The sequence below is a fragment of the Streptomyces sp. NBC_01476 genome (genome assembly GCF_036227265.1).
In the GTDB taxonomy this organism is placed as follows: domain Bacteria; phylum Actinomycetota; class Actinomycetes; order Streptomycetales; family Streptomycetaceae; genus Actinacidiphila.
Window position 1 is genome coordinate 4,965,033 of sequence record NZ_CP109446.1, and the last position, 16,279, is coordinate 4,981,311.

Annotated in this window: 15 protein-coding genes and 1 tRNA gene; 11 read left to right on the forward strand and 5 right to left on the reverse strand. The window is 69.4% G+C overall.

Annotation, left to right across the window (positions count from 1 at the left end; all coding sequences use genetic code 11):
- The first annotated feature begins 47 nt into the window (after window positions 1-47).
- The gene (locus OG552_RS21705) at window positions 48-1,103 is read left to right on the forward strand and encodes a UDP-N-acetylmuramate dehydrogenase (RefSeq protein WP_329135410.1); all 1,056 of its coding nucleotides are present in this window, start codon (window positions 48-50) and stop codon (window positions 1,101-1,103) included.
- A gap of 141 nt (window positions 1,104-1,244) precedes the next feature.
- Here OG552_RS21705 and OG552_RS21710 read toward each other — a convergent pair whose 3' ends face one another.
- Both OG552_RS21710 and OG552_RS21715 read right to left on the reverse strand, forming a co-directional pair.
- Window positions 1,245-2,303, reverse strand: coding sequence for an adenosine deaminase (locus OG552_RS21710; protein WP_329135412.1), 1,059 nt, complete (start codon window positions 2,301-2,303; stop codon window positions 1,245-1,247).
- Between the two features lie 88 nt (window positions 2,304-2,391).
- Window positions 2,392-3,630 carry a pyridoxal phosphate-dependent aminotransferase gene (locus tag OG552_RS21715; RefSeq protein WP_329135413.1) on the reverse strand — a complete coding sequence of 413 codons (1,239 nt, stop codon included), beginning with the start codon at window positions 3,628-3,630 and terminating at the stop codon, window positions 2,392-2,394.
- Between the two features lie 321 nt (window positions 3,631-3,951).
- On the opposite strand from OG552_RS21715, the gene OG552_RS21720 reads away from it, so the two are divergent.
- From OG552_RS21720 to nusG, 3 genes are all read left to right on the forward strand, one after another.
- Window positions 3,952-4,024 (forward strand) — tRNA-Trp (locus OG552_RS21720).
- Window positions 4,025-4,116: 92 nt separating this feature from the next.
- Window positions 4,117-4,410, forward strand: a complete 294-nt coding sequence (gene secE, locus OG552_RS21725) for a preprotein translocase subunit SecE (RefSeq protein WP_443070995.1) — start codon at window positions 4,117-4,119, stop codon at window positions 4,408-4,410.
- 80 nt (window positions 4,411-4,490) lie between these two features.
- The gene (nusG, locus tag OG552_RS21730; protein WP_329135415.1) at window positions 4,491-5,423 is read left to right on the forward strand and encodes a transcription termination/antitermination protein NusG; all 933 of its coding nucleotides are present in this window, start codon (window positions 4,491-4,493) and stop codon (window positions 5,421-5,423) included.
- Window positions 5,424-5,545: 122 nt separating this feature from the next.
- Here nusG and OG552_RS21735 read toward each other — a convergent pair whose 3' ends face one another.
- Window positions 5,546-6,037 (reverse strand): MarR family winged helix-turn-helix transcriptional regulator, encoded by a 492-nt coding sequence (locus OG552_RS21735; protein ID WP_329135417.1) that lies wholly within the window; start codon window positions 6,035-6,037, stop codon window positions 5,546-5,548.
- A gap of 88 nt (window positions 6,038-6,125) precedes the next feature.
- Here OG552_RS21735 and wrbA point away from each other — a divergent pair, with 88 nt between their 5' ends.
- Window positions 6,126-6,743: an NAD(P)H:quinone oxidoreductase gene (gene wrbA / locus OG552_RS21740; RefSeq protein WP_329135419.1), complete on the forward strand. Its 618-nt coding sequence runs from the start codon at window positions 6,126-6,128 to the stop codon at window positions 6,741-6,743.
- A gap of 73 nt (window positions 6,744-6,816) precedes the next feature.
- On the opposite strand, the gene OG552_RS21745 is transcribed toward wrbA, so the two are convergent.
- Window positions 6,817-7,608, reverse strand: a complete 792-nt coding sequence (locus OG552_RS21745; RefSeq protein ID WP_329135421.1) for an SGNH/GDSL hydrolase family protein — start codon at window positions 7,606-7,608, stop codon at window positions 6,817-6,819.
- Window positions 7,609-7,761: 153 nt separating this feature from the next.
- Window positions 7,762-8,076, reverse strand: a complete 315-nt coding sequence (locus tag OG552_RS21750) for a 4a-hydroxytetrahydrobiopterin dehydratase (RefSeq protein ID WP_329135423.1) — start codon at window positions 8,074-8,076, stop codon at window positions 7,762-7,764.
- Between the two features lie 226 nt (window positions 8,077-8,302).
- Between OG552_RS21750 and rplK the strand changes: the two genes are divergently transcribed.
- The 6 genes from rplK (at window position 8,303) to rpoB (ending at window position 16,211) form a co-directional block, all read left to right on the forward strand.
- Window positions 8,303-8,737 carry a 50S ribosomal protein L11 gene (gene rplK, locus OG552_RS21755; protein WP_329135425.1) on the forward strand — a complete coding sequence of 145 codons (435 nt, stop codon included), beginning with the start codon at window positions 8,303-8,305 and terminating at the stop codon, window positions 8,735-8,737.
- Window positions 8,738-9,025: 288 nt separating this feature from the next.
- A complete protein-coding gene (gene rplA / locus OG552_RS21760) occupies window positions 9,026-9,751 on the forward strand; it encodes a 50S ribosomal protein L1 (RefSeq protein ID WP_329135427.1) in 726 nt (241 codons plus the stop codon).
- 151 nt (window positions 9,752-9,902) lie between these two features.
- Window positions 9,903-10,838 (forward strand): hypothetical protein, encoded by a 936-nt coding sequence (locus tag OG552_RS21765; RefSeq protein WP_329135430.1) that lies wholly within the window; start codon window positions 9,903-9,905, stop codon window positions 10,836-10,838.
- A gap of 327 nt (window positions 10,839-11,165) precedes the next feature.
- A complete protein-coding gene (rplJ, locus tag OG552_RS21770) occupies window positions 11,166-11,726 on the forward strand; it encodes a 50S ribosomal protein L10 (RefSeq protein WP_329135432.1) in 561 nt (186 codons plus the stop codon).
- A 93-nt stretch (window positions 11,727-11,819) separates the two neighbouring features.
- Window positions 11,820-12,203: a 50S ribosomal protein L7/L12 gene (rplL, locus tag OG552_RS21775; RefSeq protein ID WP_329135434.1), complete on the forward strand. Its 384-nt coding sequence runs from the start codon at window positions 11,820-11,822 to the stop codon at window positions 12,201-12,203.
- 522 nt (window positions 12,204-12,725) lie between these two features.
- On the forward strand, window positions 12,726-16,211 hold the full coding sequence (gene rpoB, locus OG552_RS21780; protein WP_329135436.1) for a DNA-directed RNA polymerase subunit beta: 3,486 nt from the start codon (window positions 12,726-12,728) through the stop codon (window positions 16,209-16,211).
- Window positions 16,212-16,279: the final 68 nt, after the last annotated feature.

The following is a 16,279-nucleotide window of genomic DNA, read 5'->3' on the forward strand; positions in this document are numbered from 1 at the left end:
CCCCCGGCCTTTCGCCGGGGGCGGTTCGGTGTCCGTAGGGTGGTGGCGTGGATGTCATCGAGAACGCTCCGCTCGCGCCCCTCACCACCTTCCGGCTCGGAGGGCCCGCCGACCGGCTGGTCACCGCCGCGACGGACGGGGATCTGGTGGCCGCGGTGCGGGAGGCCGACCGGCGCGGGGAGCCCGTGCTCCTGGTCGGCGGGGGCAGCAATCTGGTGATCGCCGACGCCGGATTCCGCGGCACCGTCGTGCGGGTGGCGACCGAAGGGGTCGCGCTGGACGGGGTACGGCTGGAGGTGGCGGCCGGCGAGGACTGGTCGGCCGCCGTGGCCGCGACCGTACGGGCCGGTCTCGCCGGGGTGGAGTGCCTGGCCGGGGTGCCGGGCTCGGCCGGGGCGACTCCGATCCAGAATGTGGGCGCCTACGGGCAGGAAGTGTCGACCACGATCAGCGAAGTGGTCGCCTACGACCGCCGGGAGGAGCGGACCGTCACCCTGCCGAACGCGGAGTGCGGGTTCTCCTACCGGCACAGCAGGTTCAAGGCGGACCCGGCGCGGTATGTGGTGCTGCGGGTGCGCTTCGAACTGGAGGACGCCGGCGGGCTGTCCGGTCCGGTGAAGTACGCCGAGACCGCGCGGGCGCTGGGCGTGGAGCCGGGCGACCGGGTGCCGCTTGCGCAGGCCCGGCAGACGGTGCTGGGGCTGCGGCGGGCGAAGGGCATGGTGCTGGACGCGGCGGACCACGACACCTGGTCGGCCGGTTCCTTCTTCACCAACCCGGTGCTGACCACGGCCGAGTGGGCGGCGTTCCTGGAGCGGGCGCGCACCCGGCTCGGCGCCGGCGCCGAGCCGCCGTCGTATCCGGCGGGGGAGGACCGTACGAAGACCTCCGCGGCCTGGCTGATCGACAAGGCCGGCTTCGGCAAGGGGTACGGCAGCGGGCCGGCCCGGATCTCCGGGAAGCACACCCTGGCGCTGACCAACCGCGGCCGGGCCACCACCGAGGACCTGCTGGCCCTGGCCCGCGAGGTACGGGACGGGGTGCGGGCGGCCTTCGGGGTGACGCTGGTGAACGAACCGGTGATGGTCGGCGTTCGCCTGTGATCGGGGGGACCGTCCCGGGAGCGGCTTTCGGTGGTTCCCGGATCTTCTGCCGGCGGATGGCCGGCCGCGCGGTTCCTCGCGCCCCTGGGTTGAGGTCTTCCGCCCTGCCCGGTTGCCGGTGACGTCAGGCAGGAGCGCTTTTCAGGCCGTGCTGCCCAGCCAGTCGTCGATGCCGGTCAGCAGCCGGTCGCGTACCTCGTCCGGCGCCCGGGAAGCGCGTACCGACTGCCGGGCGAGCTCGGCCAGTTCGGCGTCGGTGAAGCCGTGCACGGTGCGGGCGAACTCGTACTGCGCGGCGAGCCGGGAGCCGAAGAGCAGCGGGTCGTCGGCGCCCAGGGCCATCGGCACGCCGGCTTCGAAGAGCGTGCGCAGGGGGACGTCCTCGGGCTTGTCGTAGACACCGAGGGCGACGTTGGAGGCGGGGCAGACCTCGCAGGTGATGCCGGAGTCGGCGAGGCGCTTGAGGAGATAGGGGTCCTCGGCGGCACGCACCCCGTGGCCGACGCGTCCGGCGTGCAGGTCGTCGAGGCAGTCACGGACGCTGGAGGGTCCGGCGAGTTCACCGCCGTGCGGGGCGGCGAGCAGCCCGCCTTCCCTGGCGATGGCGAAGGCACGGTCGAAGTCCCGTGCCAGGCCCCGGCGTTCGTCGTTGGACAGGCCGAAACCGACCACCCCCCGGTCGGCGTAGCGGACCGCGAGCCGGGCCAGCGTACGGGCGTCCAGCGGGTGTTTCATGCGGTTGGCGGCGACCACCACGGCCATGCCGACGCCGGTCTCCTCGGAGGCGGTGTGCACCGCGTCCAGGATGATCTCCAGCGTCGGGATCAGCCCGCCGAGCCGGGGCGCGTACGACGTCGGGTCGACCTGGATCTCCAGCCAGCCGGAGCCGTCCGCGGCGTCCTCCTCGGCCGCCTCGCGGACCAGCCGCTGGATGTCCTCCGGCGTGCGCAGGCAGGAGCGGGCGATGTCGTAGAGCCGCTGGAAGCGGAACCAGCCGCGCTCGTCGGTGGCCCGCAGCTTGGGGGGCTCTCCGGACGTGAGCGCCTCGGGCAGGTGCACGCCGTGCTTGTCGGCCAGCTCCAGCAGGGTGCTCGGCCGCATGGAGCCGGTGAAGTGCAGGTGCAGATGGGCTTTGGGCAGCCGGCGGACGTCGCGCGCCGGACCGCTCACCTCGGGTACCTCGGGTACTTCGCGTGCCATCCCAAGATCCTGCTATACGCCGGCCCCCGCTCGATACCACTTTCTCCGAACGGGGGCTTGCCCGAATGCCCGAGCGGGCCTGGCGGCGTCAGTCCTTGGCCTCGCCGAGCAGCTGCTGCAGGCGCGAGACGCCCTCGACCAGGTCGTCGTCGCCGAGCGCGTAGCTGAGCCGCAGGTAGCCGGGTGTGCCGAACGCCTCACCGGGGACGACCGCGACCTCGGCCTCGTCCAGGATCAGCGCGGCCAGCTCGACCGAGTCGGCCGGGCGCCTGCCCCGCAGCTCCTTGCCGAGCAGCGCCTTCACCGAGGGGTACACATAGAACGCGCCCTCGGGGGCCGGGCAGACCACGCCGTCGATCTCGTTGAGCATCTTCACGATGGTCTGCCGGCGGCGGTCGAAGGCGGCGCGCATCTCGGCGACCGCGTCCAGGTTCCCCGAGACGGCGGCGAGGGCGGCGACCTGGGCCACGTTGGAGACGTTGGAGGTGGCGTGCGACTGCAGGTTCGTCGCGGCCTTCACCACGTCCTTCGGGCCGACGATCCACCCGACCCGCCAGCCGGTCATCGCGTACGTCTTGGCGACGCCGTTGACCACGATGCACTTGTCCCGCAGCTCGGGCACGATCGCCGGCAGCGAGGTGAACTTCGCGTCGCCGTAGACCAGGTGCTCGTAGATCTCGTCGGTGAGCACCCACAGGCCGTGCTCGACCGCCCAGCGGCCGATCGCCTCGGAGTCCGCCTCGCTGTAGACCGCGCCGGTCGGGTTGGACGGCGAGACGAACAGGACGACCTTGGTGCGCTCGGTGCGGGCCGCCTCCAGCTGCTCCACGGAGATGCGGTAGCCGGTGGTCTCGTCGGCCACCACCTCGACCGGGACGCCGCCGGCCAGCCGGATCGACTCCGGGTAGGTGGTCCAGTACGGGGCCGGGACGATGACCTCGTCGCCCGGGTCGAGGACCGCCGCGAAGGCCTCGTAGATCGCCTGCTTGCCGCCGTTGGTCACCAGCACCTGGGAGGCGTCCACCTCGTAGCCGGAGTCGCGGAGCGTCTTGGCGGCGATGGCGGCCTTCAGCTCCGGCAGCCCGCCGGCCGGGGTGTAGCGGTGGTACTTGGGGTTCCGGCAGGCCTCGACGGCGGCTTCGACGATGTAGTCCGGCGTCGGGAAGTCGGGCTCGCCGGCGCCGAAGCCGATCACCGGACGCCCGGCGGCCTTGAGGGCCTTCGCCTTGGCGTCCACGGCGAGGGTCGCGGACTCGGAGATCGCCCCGACGCGGGCGGACACCCGCCGGGTGGTGGCAGACGGTACGGAGGGGGTAGCAGCGCTCATGACTGCATGGTCCCAGACCTCAGGGGGCCCCGGCACCGGGGTTACCGGGGGATTGCGGCCTGTTTACGGGGGCGGGCGGGGGCGGGGCAGCGGCGCGGCGGGGGCCGGGCGGGGGCCGTACCACCGCCGAACAGGGGCTCCTCGGCGCGGGGCACGGAAGCCGTGCCGGAAGAGTTGACGAAGCGGCGGCGGAAGAGGCGGCGCGAGAGAGGTGGAGGAGACATGGACAAGGCGTTCGACGCACGGCGCCTGAGCACGTACACTCATCCGTCGGTGGCCTTCCCGGCGGACACGACTGCGGTACGTTGGGAGAGTCAACATAGGGTCGTAGCTCAATTGGTAGAGCACTGGTCTCCAAAACCAGCGGTTGCGGGTTCAAGTCCCTCCGGCCCTGCTCCACACGTCCAACAGGGCGTGGGCTATATGCACTCGCCGTACCGCGCGACGGGCGCGGCATGGCACACGACCGGAGTCAGGTGAGGACGAGTGACCGAGATCACGGACTCCATCGGCGTTCCTGAGCCTGGCACGACTCAGGACGACCAGGAGACCGAGAAGAAGCCCCGCCGCGGTGGTAAGCGCGGAAAGAAGGGCCCTCTCGGCCGTCTTGCTCTCTTCTACCGTCAGATCGTCGCGGAACTGCGCAAGGTCGTCTGGCCGAGCCGTAATGACCTCGTGACATACACCAGTGTGGTGATTGTCTTCGTCGTGGTCATCATCGCGTTCGTGAGCGTGGTTGACTGGGGTTTCTCGAAGCTCGTCTCGTACGTCTTCGGCTGAGCCCGCGGCGGGCGCCGGTTCTTCTTTTCAGCGCGCCCGTCCGTATGTCCCACCCTTGAGAGTCAGGAAGAGCAGCCACCGTGTCCGACCCGAACGTGTACGACGCCGACGCCAAGGACGAATCTGCCGAGGGCGACGACACCGCGCTCGACATCGTCGAGGCCGCCGACGGCGACATCGACCAGGCAGAGGCTGCCGACCTGGCCGCGGGCGAATCCGCCGAGGAAGCCGCGGAAGCGGAAGAGGACGTCGAGTCGGAAGCGGCTGAAGAGGCCGAGGAAGCCGCTCAGGCCGACGAGTCCGACGATTCCGCGGACGAGTCCGACGCGGCAGAGGATGCCGCCGAGTCCGACGCCGCAGGCGAGGACGGGGACGAGGAAGCCGCCGCTCCCGCCGAGCCGGTCGACGCGGTGGCCGCCTTCCGTGAGGAACTCCGGACGCTGCCCGGCGAGTGGTACGTGATCCACACCTACGCCGGCTACGAGAACCGCGTGAAGTCCAACCTGGAGCAGCGCGCCGTCTCGCTCAACGTCGAGGAGTACATCTACCAGGCCGAGGTCCCCCAGGAAGAAGTCGTCCAGATCAAGAACGGCGACCGCAAGACGATCCGGCAGAACAAGCTGCCCGGTTACGTCCTGGTGCGCATGGATCTGACGAACGAGTCCTGGGGCGTCGTCCGCAACACCCCCGGTGTCACCGGCTTCGTCGGCAACGCCTACGACCCGTACCCGCTGACGCTGGACGAGATCGTCAAGATGCTCGCCCCCGAGGTGGAGGCCGCGGCCGAGGCCGCCGCCATCGCCGAGGGCACCGCCCAGCCCCGCAAGGTCGAGGTCCAGGTCCTGGACTTCGAGGTCGGCGACTCGGTCACCGTCACCGACGGCCCCTTCGCCACCCTCCAGGCCACGATCAACGAGATCAACCCGGACTCCAAGAAGGTCAAGGGCCTCGTCGAGATCTTCGGCCGCGAGACCCCGGTCGAGCTGAGCTTCGACCAGATCCAGAAGAACTAGCTTTCGTAGCTTCCCGAAGAGCCCCCGCCCCCAGCGATCACTGCTGGGGCCGGGGGCTCTTTCGCGTTCCGGGACCGGTCGTTCCCGGGGTTGGCCGGGCCCCGGCGGCGGGGGGCCGTGGGTCAGGCGGACGGGGGGAGTGTGCGGCGGGAGGGGGGGATGTCGGCCGCGGCGATGGTGCCGACGGCGGCGGCGAAGGCGGGCAGGTCGATGCCGGTGAGGTGGTCCATGACGTGCCGGCGGACGCCTTCGAGGTGGCGCGGGTAGGCGTCCACCAGGCGGTCGAAGCCCTTGTCGGTGAGGTGGGCGAGGTGGCCGCGGGCGTCGGTGGGGCACTTGAGCCGTTCGACCAGGCCCTGGCGGCTGAGGCGTTCGACGACCCGGGTGAGGCCGCTGACCGACAGGGCGACCCGGTTGGCGAGTTCGGTCATCCGCAGGGACCGCTCGGGGCTCTCGGAGAGATGCATCAGCACGGTGTACTCGGCCAGATTGAGGCCGTGCGTCTCCAGCAGCTCCGCTTCGAGGATGCGGGGCAGGACCAGGACCGCACGGGCGAGGGCTCGCCAGGCGGCCTCTTCCTCCGGATTGAGGGGCTGCTTCGGGTCGTTGGTCACAGCGACAGGGTACTTGTTTGCGGGGACAACAACGAGTGCTAGATTGCTTGTGCAAGCAAAGAGTCCCGTGCTCCGAAAGGCTCAACCCATGTCCCAGCAGGTCAAGGTCGCCGTCGTCTACTACTCGTCGACCGGCAACGTCTACGAGCTCGCCAAGTCCGTCGCGGAGGGCGCGGAGAAGGCCGGCGCCGAGGTGCGGCTGCTCAAGGTGCACGAGCTGGCACCGGAGGAGGCGATCGCCTCCAACGCCGGATGGGCCGGGCACGTCGCCGAGACCCAGCACGTCCGCGAGGCCACGCCGGACGACATCACCTGGGCGGACGCGGTGATCTTCGGCTCGCCGACCCGGTTCGGCAACGTAGCCAGCCAGCTCAAGCAGTTCCTCGACACCCTCGGCGGCCTGTGGGCGCAGGGCCTGCTCGCCGACAAGGTCTACAGCGGCTTCACCTCCACCGCCACCGCGCACGGCGGCCAGGAGTCGACGCTGCTTGCGCTCTACAACACCGTCCACCACTTCGGCGGCATCGTGGTGGCGCCCGGCTACACCGACCCGGTCAAGTTCGCCGACGGGAACCCGTACGGCACCAGCCACGTCGACGCCCAGGGCAGCATCCCGGTGAGCGAGACCACCCGCCAGTCCGCGGCCTTCCAGGGCGCGCGGGTGACGCGGATCGCGACCGCGCTCAAGGCCGGACTGAGCGCCTGACCCGCCGCTCGCTTCCGCACAGGGCCCCCGGGGATGCGTACCGGGGGCCCTGTCGGCTGTGCCGGGGGTGAGGTCAGTCGTCGGCGTTGAGCACGGGCAGGTAGCCGGCGGAGTGACCGAGCGCGGTCGGGTGGTACGACTCCCAGGTCGGGAGGGCGAGGTCGTGGAGGTAGTCGTCACCGGAGCAGAGTTCGTGCCCGCGGAAGGTGCTGCGGACGTCACCGAAGACGAAGCCGTGCGCGGAGGCGCGGGCCGCGGTGGTGGTGTCGATCAGATCGGCGGCCTCGTCGATCTTCTGGTGCTTGGTGGCGCTGAGGCCGATGCAGAAGACGTTGAGGGTGTAGAGGTCCGGGTATCCCAGGACCACGACCCGGGCCGAGGGCGCCTTGGCGCGGATCGCGTTGTAGACCGCGTCGAGCCGGCCGGGCAGCGTGGTGCGCACGTAGTTCTCCGCGGTGTTGACGCGGTTGACGCACGTGCTGTCGGAGCCGGCCACACAGGTGGTGATCACGTCGGAGAAGCCCGCGTCGTTGCCGCCGATGGTGACGGTGACCAGGGTGGTCGAGGCGCTCAGCGAGCCGAGCTGGCTGTTGGTCACGTCGGTGGTCACCGCCCCCGAGCAGGCGGCGAAGGTGAAGGACGAGGCGCCGTGGGCGCTGGCCCACAAGGCGGGGTACGCACTGTTGCTGCGGTGGCAGTCACCGCTGGAACTGATGTAGTTCCCTGCGCCGTTGCCGGCCGAGTAGGAGTCGCCGAGGGCGACGTAGGACGGCCCGGCCGCCTGGGCCGGACCGGTGCACACGATGGCGAGGGTAAAGGCGGATACCAGCGCGCCGAGCGCTGACAGTGACCTGGTGAGTCTCACGGAACCTCCTGGTCGGGCAGGATCGCTGCCTGAGAATGGTGACCAGGTGATTACGTAGCATCACTTGATTGGCGATGTCCATGCCAAGAACAACGCGTGTAGATTTTCTTTGCCTTCCGGGGAAACGCGGGGCGCGGTGGAGGGGGCCGGGCGTCAGCCCGCCGGGCGGGCGTGGTGCGCGGCGGCGAGTTCGCTGATGCGGGCGGCCATGGTGGTGTCCTTCGCGGTGATGGCCCCGCCCGCGTCATGGGTGTTCAGGCCGAACCCGATCGTGGTGTAGAGGATCCGCACCACGGCGTGGTGGTCGGCGGCGTCCTCCGCCGCCGCGACGGCCGTGTACAGCCCGGGCAGTGCGGCCCGGTCGGCGGTGAACGAGGCGCTGAGCAGACCGTCCGTCACGGTCCAGCCGGGCAGCGCGGACAGTGCCTGGTCGAGTTCGGCGCCGGTCAGCGGGGTGGTGGGGGGCACGGGGTTCTCCTCTCGGCGGGCCGGGGGCGGCCACGTCCAGGGTGGCGGGGGAGGGGGCGCCTCGTCCGGCGACACGCTCAGGGCCCGGGCTGCCCCTGTCTGCCTGGTCCGCCGGGGTCCCGGGCAGCGGGCGGGCGCATTTCAGGTCGCGGCCCGATACCCGCTATCGTGGTGCGGTATGCCTGCTCGCAGGCACGAACACTCTCAACAGGACCCGGAGAGAGCAATGCCTCCCAAGAAGAAGAAAGTCACGGGGCTGATCAAGCTCCAGATCAACGCCGGTGCGGCCAACCCGGCGCCGCCGGTCGGCCCCGCACTGGGCCAGCACGGCGTGAACATCATGGAATTCTGCAAGGCGTACAACGCGGCCACCGAGTCGCAGCGCGGCATGGTGATCCCGGTGGAGATCACGGTCTACGACGACCGCAGCTTCACCTTCATCACCAAGACGCCGCCGGCCGCCAAGCTGATCCTGAAGGCCGCGGGTGTCGAGAAGGGCTCCGGCGAGCCGCACGTCAAGAAGGTCGCGAAGCTGACGCGCGACCAGGTGCGGGAGATCGCCACCACGAAGCTCCCCGACCTCAACGCGAACGACCTGGACGCCGCGGAGAAGATCATCGCGGGCACGGCACGTTCCATGGGCATCACGGTCGAGGGCTGACGCCCGAGCTCGCGCAGTGGCCGGCCGAGGAACGAGGCCGTCCGCGAAGCGAGTGAGCAGGAAGACCGAGTGAAAGACGAAGAGGGCTGACGCCCGAGCTCGCGCAGTGGCCGGCCGAGGAACGAGGCGGTCCGCGGAGCGAGTGAGCAGGAAGACCGAGCAAAAAATGGAGAGGGCTGACGTCCACTCCGGCAGAACGGTGCGCGGGCCAACGGCCGTCGCACCCGCACCTGTGGCAGGGCCTGCTCGGCCCGCACCACGACTCCACCCCCCTGACAGGAGCAGAACGTGAGCAAGCGCAGCAAGTCTCTCCGCGCTGCGGACGCCAAGATCGACCAGGAGCGCCTGTACGCGCCCCTGGAGGCCGTCCGTATCGCCAAGGAGACCGCGACCACCAAGTTCGACTCGACCGTCGAGGTCGCCTTCCGGCTGGGTGTCGACCCCCGCAAGGCGGACCAGATGGTCCGTGGCACCGTGAACCTTCCGCACGGCACCGGCAAGACCGCCCGGGTCCTGGTCTTCGCGACCGGTGACCGTGCTGCGGCCGCGGAAGCCGCGGGAGCCGACATCGTCGGCTCCGACGAACTGATCGACGAGGTGGCGAAGGGCCGGCTGGACTTCGACGCCGTCGTCGCCACCCCGGACCTGATGGGCAAGGTCGGCCGGCTGGGCCGCGTGCTCGGCCCGCGCGGTCTGATGCCGAACCCGAAGACCGGCACCGTGACGCCCGACGTGGCGAAGGCGGTCACCGAGATCAAGGGCGGCAAGATCGAGTTCCGCGTGGACAAGCACTCGAACCTGCACTTCATCATCGGCAAGGTCTCCTTCGACGACGCCCAGCTGGTGGAGAACTACGCCGCCGCGCTGGACGAGATCCTGCGGCTGAAGCCGTCCGCGGCCAAGGGCCGGTACGTCCGCAAGGCCGCGGTCTCCACGACCATGGGCCCCGGCATCCAGGTCGACCCGAACCGCACCCGCAACCTGCTGGTGGAAGAGGACCCCGCGTCGGTCTGACGCGCCCTCTGACACCTCCGGGAACCGCACACGAGGCCGGGCCCGTCCCTTACCACAGGGGCGGGCCCGGCCCGCTGTGTGTCAGCCGTCCGGGCTAAGGTTCTGACGATGCCGGTGGGGGCGGACGGCCCGCACCGCGGGGGAGGATCACATGCGGGTTGTCCGCAGCACCACACTGGCCGTCGCGGCCGTCACCTCACTGCTCGGCCTGGCGGCCTGCTCCGGGGGCTCGCACGACTCCGCCTCCGGTGACGGTGACCGGACGGCCGGCCCGTCGGTCACCGCCTCGTCCCCGGCCACGAGCCCGGGCGGCGGCAAGGACACCTCGGTCGCCCAGGCCGTCGAGGCGCTCAACGTGGTGGAGAAGCGCGCCGACGCGGCGAACTCGGCGAAGATCGAGAGCACCATGAAGGCCGGCGACACGATGTCCACGCGGTCCACGGGCGCGATGGACTGGTCGGACGGCAACAAGGCCGAGATGACGATCACGTACACCGGCGGCACGTACCGCGACACCATCGAGAAGGCCGGTCTCGGCGACACCATGCGGGCGCGCTACCTCACGGACGCGTACTACGTGAACATGGGGCAGAAGATGTCCGACCAGATCGGCGGCAAGCACTGGATCCGGTACGGCTACGACGACCTGGCCAAGGTGGCCGGCGGCTCGGGCGCCTTCCTCTCGGACCAGCTGCAGAACAACAACCCGTCGCGGTCGGTGCAGTACATCATGGCCTCGCCGAACGTCCACAAGGTCGGCAGCGAGGACGTACGCGGTGTGCCCACGACCCACTACTCCGGCACGCTCGACGTGGACGACGTCACCGAGCAGACGTCCACCGACATGACCCCGCAGGAGCTGGCCGACCTGCAGAAGACGCTGAAGACGGCCGGGGTCACCACCGAGCAGGTGGACCTCTGGGTCTCCTCGGACAACCTGCCGGTCAAGGCGGTCTCCAGCGCCCACGCGAGCACCGGTGACACCGAGTCGACCACCTACTACTCGGACTTCGGCACGAAGGTCTCGGTGCGGAAGCCGGCCGCCGGTGACTACGTGGACTTCACCGAGATGACCGGGGCCCCGTAGGGGTCAGCCCGGTGCCCGGCCCCCCGGAGGCGATTTGCCCGGTGGGGGGCCGGTCCCGTACGCTTCCGGGGAAGCCAAAGACCGCTGGTTGTCGCCATGCCCCGCGAGGGGTGGGGCGGCCGAAGGATCCGCTGGATGCGGACGGCCCGCGCAGGTGACCGAGGAAGATCTCCGGATCGGTGCATGCCACTGTTCCGTTGAGCTGAGCCCCGTGCGCCCGCGCATGGGGCGTTCTGCATTTCTGTACGACTCGGGGTGCTCCACGACTCGGGTTCCCTCCTTCGCGTGCCGGACGGTCCGCAATCACCCGGAAGGAGGCCGAGACTCATGGCGAGGCCCGACAAGGCTGCCGCGGTTGCCGAGTTGACGGATCAGTTCCGCTCCTCGAACGCCGCGATGCTGACCGAGTACCGCGGTCTCACCGTGGCGCAGCTCAAGACGCTGCGCCGTTCACTCGGTGAGAACGTCACGTACGCCGTGGTGAAGAACACGCTGACCAAGATCGCGGCCAACGAGGCCGGGATCAGCACGCTCGACGACCTGTTCGCGGGTCCGTCGGCCGTCGCCTTCGTCGCCGGTGACCCGGTCGAGGCGGCGAAGGGTCTTCGTGACTTCGCCAAGGACAACCCCAACCTCGTCATCAAGGGCGGTGTCCTTGACGGCAAGGCGCTGTCCGCCGACGAGATCAAGAAGCTCGCGGACCTCGAGTCCCGCGAGGTTCTGCTCGCCAAGCTGGCGGGTGCCATGAAGGCCAAGCAGTCCCAGGCTGCCGCGGTCTTCCAGGCGCTCCCCTCGAAGTTCGTCCGCACCGCGGAGGCGCTTCGGGCCAAGCAGGCGGAAGAGCAGGGCGGTGCCGGTACGCCGGCTCCCGCCGAGGCTGCCGAATAGCCGACCCGGCTACGTCAGCAGTCCAGCGGGCACCGAGTACGCCCGCCGACATGTACACCCGGCACCAGCCGAATTAGTGGAAGGACCGCCATCATGGCGAAGCTCAGCCAGGCCGAGCTGCTCGAGCAGTTCGAGAACCTCACCCTCATCGAGCTCTCCGAGTTCGTGAAGGCCTTCGAGGAGAAGTTCGACGTCACCGCTGCCGCCCCGGTCGCCGTGGCCGGCGTCGCGGGCCCGGCCGCCGTCGCGGACGCCCCCGAGGAGCAGGACGAGTTCGACGTCATCCTCACGGGTGCCGGCGAGAAGAAGATCCAGGTCATCAAGGTCGTGCGTGAGCTGACCTCGCTGGGTCTGAAGGAAGCCAAGGACCTCGTGGACGGCGCCCCGAAGCCGGTCCTGGAGAAGGCCACCAAGGAAGCCGCCGAGAAGGCCCGCGAGTCCCTCGCGGCCGCCGGCGCCTCGGTCGAGGTCAAGTAACACCAGCTCGACCCCTGCTCCACCCTGCTCCACCCGCCGGAGGCGGCCACTCGAAAGGGTGGCCGCCTTCGGCCGTTTTCGATCTACGCGAGGCTGGGGCCTTGACGTATGGCACGCATCGCGCAATTCTCAGGACGCGCCGTGAGTCCCGCGGTGGTGCGCCGGTGGCCGGCCCCTGGGGTCCGCCAGTTCGATCCGGGTCGGATGCATGGATCGACGCGGATGCGGGAATGCATGGCAATGCAGCGTGACGGATAAGCGGGTCCGGGCTCCGAGGGCCGGACCCCGCGAGGTGGGCGAGGGGGCGACGATTCGGTACTCCGAATCACAGCTCTGGACATCAGTGGGCCAAGTGGCTACACTGTCCCTTTGCGCTGCCTGTTAGCTGCTGCCTGGCCCGTCACCAGGAGCATGCCCGTATCTGAGCAACCCTGAAGGGGCCTGTCATCAGGGCTTTTCCCTTCAGCTCAGGGGTGGACCGGTACGCGCGTAGTGAGTCCGAGCCCTCGGAAGGACCCCCTCTTGGCCGCCTCGCGCAACGCCTCGACTACCAACTCGAACAACGGCGCAAGCACCGCACCGCTGCGCATTTCTTTCGCGAAGATCCGTGAACCCCTCGAAGTTCCGAACCTCCTCGCGCTCCAGACCGAGAGCTTTGACTGGCTGCTCGGGAACGCCGCGTGGAAGGCCCGGGTCGAGGCGGCCCTTGACAGTGGGCAGGACGTCCCCAGGAAGTCCGGTCTGGAGGAGATCTTCGAAGAGATCTCCCCGATCGAGGACTTCTCCGGGTCGATGTCGCTCACGTTCCGTGACCACCGGTTCGAGCCCCCGAAGAACTCGCTGGACGAGTGCAAGGAGCGCGACTTCACCTACGGCGCCCCGCTCTTCGTCACCGCCGAGTTCACCAACAACGAGACCGGCGAGATCAAGTCCCAGACGGTCTTCATGGGGGACTTCCCCCTGATGACCAGCAAGGGCACCTTCTGCATCAACGGCACCGAGCGTGTCGTCGTGTCGCAGCTGGTCCGCTCGCCGGGTGTCTACTTCGACAGCCAGATCGACAAGACGTCCGACAAGGACATCTTCTCCGCCAAGATCATCCCGTCCCGGGGTGCCTGGCTGGAGATGGAGATCGACAAGCGCGACATGGTCGGTGTCCGCATCGACCGCAAGCGCAAGCAGTCGGTCACCGTGCTGCTCAAGGCGCTTGGCTGGAGCACCGAGCAGATCCTGGAGGAGTTCGGCGAGTACGAGTCCATGCGCGCCACCCTGGAGAAGGACCACACCCAGGGCCAGGACGACGCGCTGCTCGACATCTACCGCAAGCTGCGCCCGGGCGAGCCGCCGACCAAGGAGGCCGCCCAGACCCTGCTGGAGAACCTCTACTTCAACCCGAAGCGCTACGACCTCGCGAAGGTCGGCCGCTACAAGGTGAACAAGAAGCTCGGCGGCGAAGCTCCGCTGGACGCCGGCGTGCTCACCACCGACGACATCATCGCCACCATCAAGTACCTGGTGAAGCTGCACGCCGGTGAGACCGAGACCTCGGGCGACAACGGCTCGCAGATCGTGGTCGAGGTCGACGACATCGACCACTTCGGCAACCGCCGCCTGCGCAACGTCGGCGAGCTCATCCAGAACCAGGTCCGTACCGGCCTGGCCCGGATGGAGCGCGTGGTCCGCGAGCGGATGACGACTCAGGACGTCGAGGCGATCACGCCGCAGACCCTGATCAACATCCGGCCGGTCGTCGCCTCCATCAAGGAGTTCTTCGGCACCAGCCAGCTCTCCCAGTTCATGGACCAGACGAACCCGCTCTCGGGCCTGACCCACAAGCGCCGCCTGTCGGCGCTGGGCCCCGGCGGTCTGTCCCGTGAGCGGGCCGGCTTCGAGGTCCGTGACGTGCACCCGTCGCACTACGGCCGGATGTGTCCGATCGAGACCCCGGAAGGCCCGAACATCGGCCTGATCGGCTCGCTCGCCTCCTACGGCCGGGTCAACGCCTTCGGCTTCGTCGAGACCCCGTACCGCAAGGTCGTCGAGGGTGTCGTCACCGACGACGTGGACTACCTGACCGCCGACGAGGAGGACCGCTTCGTCATCGCGCAGGCCAACGCGCCGCTCACCGAGGACCTGCGGTTCGCCGAGTCCCGCGTGCTGGTCCGCCGCCGTGGCGGCGAGATCGACTACATCCCCGGTGACGACGTCGACTACATGGACGTCTCGCCGCGCCAGATGGTGTCGGTCGCGACCGCGATGATCCCGTTCCTGGAGCACGACGACGCCAACCGCGCGCTCATGGGATCGAACATGATGCGCCAGGCCGTACCGCTGATCAAGGCCGAAGCGCCGCTGGTCGGCACCGGCATGGAGTACCGCTGCGCGGTCGACGCCGGCGACGTCATCAAGGCCGAGAAGGACGGTGTGGTCCAGGAGGTCTCCGCGGACTACGTCACGGTCACCAACGACGACGGCACCTACAACACCTACCGGGTGGCCAAGTTCTCCCGCTCCAACCAGGGCACGTCCTTCAACCAGAAGGTCGTGGTGAACGAGGGCGACCGGGTCGTCGTCGGTCAGGTGCTCGCCGACGGTCCGTCGACCGAAGAGGGCGAGATGGCCCTCGGCAAGAACCTCCTGGTGGCGTTCATGCCGTGGGAGGGCCACAACTACGAGGACGCGATCATCCTGTCGCAGCGCCTCGTCCAGGACGACGTCCTCTCCTCGATCCACATCGAGGAGCACGAGGTCGACGCCCGTGACACCAAGCTCGGCCCCGAGGAGATCACCCGGGACATCCCCAACGTCTCCGAGGAGGTCCTGGCGGACCTCGACGAGCGCGGGATCATCCGGATCGGTGCCGACGTGGTGGCCGGCGACATCCTGGTCGGCAAGGTCACGCCGAAGGGCGAGACCGAGCTGACTCCGGAGGAGCGGCTGCTGCGCGCGATCTTCGGCGAGAAGGCCCGTGAGGTCCGCGACACCTCGCTGAAGGTGCCGCACGGCGAGGTCGGCAAGGTCATCGGCGTCCGCGTCTTCGACCGTGAGGAGGGCGACGAGCTGCCGCCCGGTGTGAACCAGCTGGTGCGCGTGTACGTGGCGCAGAAGCGGAAGATCACCGACGGCGACAAGCTGGCCGGCCGGCACGGCAACAAGGGCGTCATCTCCAAGATCCTGCCGGTCGAGGACATGCCGTTCCTGGAGGACGGCACCGCGGTCGACATCATCCTCAACCCGCTCGGCGTCCCGTCCCGGATGAACCCGGGACAGGTGCTGGAGATCCACCTCGGCTGGCTCGCCAAGCAGGGCTGGGACGTGGCCGGCATCGCCGACGAGTGGGCCCGCCGGCTCGACGCCATCGGCGCCGGCCAGGTGGAGCCGAACACCAACGTCGCCACCCCGGTCTTCGACGGCGCGCGCGAGGACGAGATCGCCGGCCTCTTCCAGGCCACGGTCCCCAACCGCGACGGCGACCGGATGGTGCTGCCGTCCGGCAAGGCCCGGATGTACGACGGCCGCTCCGGCGAGCCGTTCCCGGAGCCGATCTCGGTCGGCTACATGTACATCCTCAAGCTGCACCACCTGGTGGACGACAAGCTGCACGCCCGGTCCACCGGTCCGTACTCGATGATCACCCAGCAGCCGCTGGGTGGTAAGGCGCAGTTCGGCGGACAGCGATTCGGCGAGATGGAGGTGTGGGCGCTGGAGGCTTATGGCGCCGCGTACGCACTCCAGGAACTGCTGACCATCAAGTCCGACGACGTTCTCGGCCGCGTGAAGGTCTACGAGGCCATCGTCAAGGGCGAGAACATCCCCGAGCCCGGCATTCCCGAGTCCTTCAAGGTGCTCATCAAGGAAATGCAGTCGCTCTGCCTCAACGTGGAGGTGCTCTCCTCGGACGGCATGTCCATCGAGATGCGGGACACCGACGAGGACGTGTTCCGCGCGGCGGAAGAGCTCGGAATCGACCTGTCCCGGCGCGAGCCGAGCAGCGTCGAAGAGGTCTGACGGGTTGCTGCCGGGCCTTCACAGGCCCGGCGGCTCCCCCGCAGCCGCTGGCGCGGCCGGGGGGACCC

What these genes read in the sequence shown, in the direction of transcription:
- OG552_RS21710 (WP_329135412.1), bottom strand. Translation starts at nt 2,303, where the DNA reads ATGGCACGCGAAGTACCCGAGGTACCCGAGGTGAGCGGTCCGGCGCGC.
- OG552_RS21715 (WP_329135413.1), bottom strand. Translation starts at nt 3,630, where the DNA reads ATGAGCGCTGCTACCCCCTCCGTACCGTCTGCCACCACCCGGCGGGTG.
- wrbA (WP_329135419.1), top strand. Translation starts at nt 6,126, where the DNA reads ATGTCCCAGCAGGTCAAGGTCGCCGTCGTCTACTACTCGTCGACCGGC.
- rplK (WP_329135425.1), top strand. Translation starts at nt 8,303, where the DNA reads ATGCCTCCCAAGAAGAAGAAAGTCACGGGGCTGATCAAGCTCCAGATC.
- OG552_RS21765 (WP_329135430.1), top strand. Translation starts at nt 9,903, where the DNA reads ATGCGGGTTGTCCGCAGCACCACACTGGCCGTCGCGGCCGTCACCTCA.
- rplJ (WP_329135432.1), top strand. Translation starts at nt 11,166, where the DNA reads ATGGCGAGGCCCGACAAGGCTGCCGCGGTTGCCGAGTTGACGGATCAG.
- rplL (WP_329135434.1), top strand. Translation starts at nt 11,820, where the DNA reads ATGGCGAAGCTCAGCCAGGCCGAGCTGCTCGAGCAGTTCGAGAACCTC.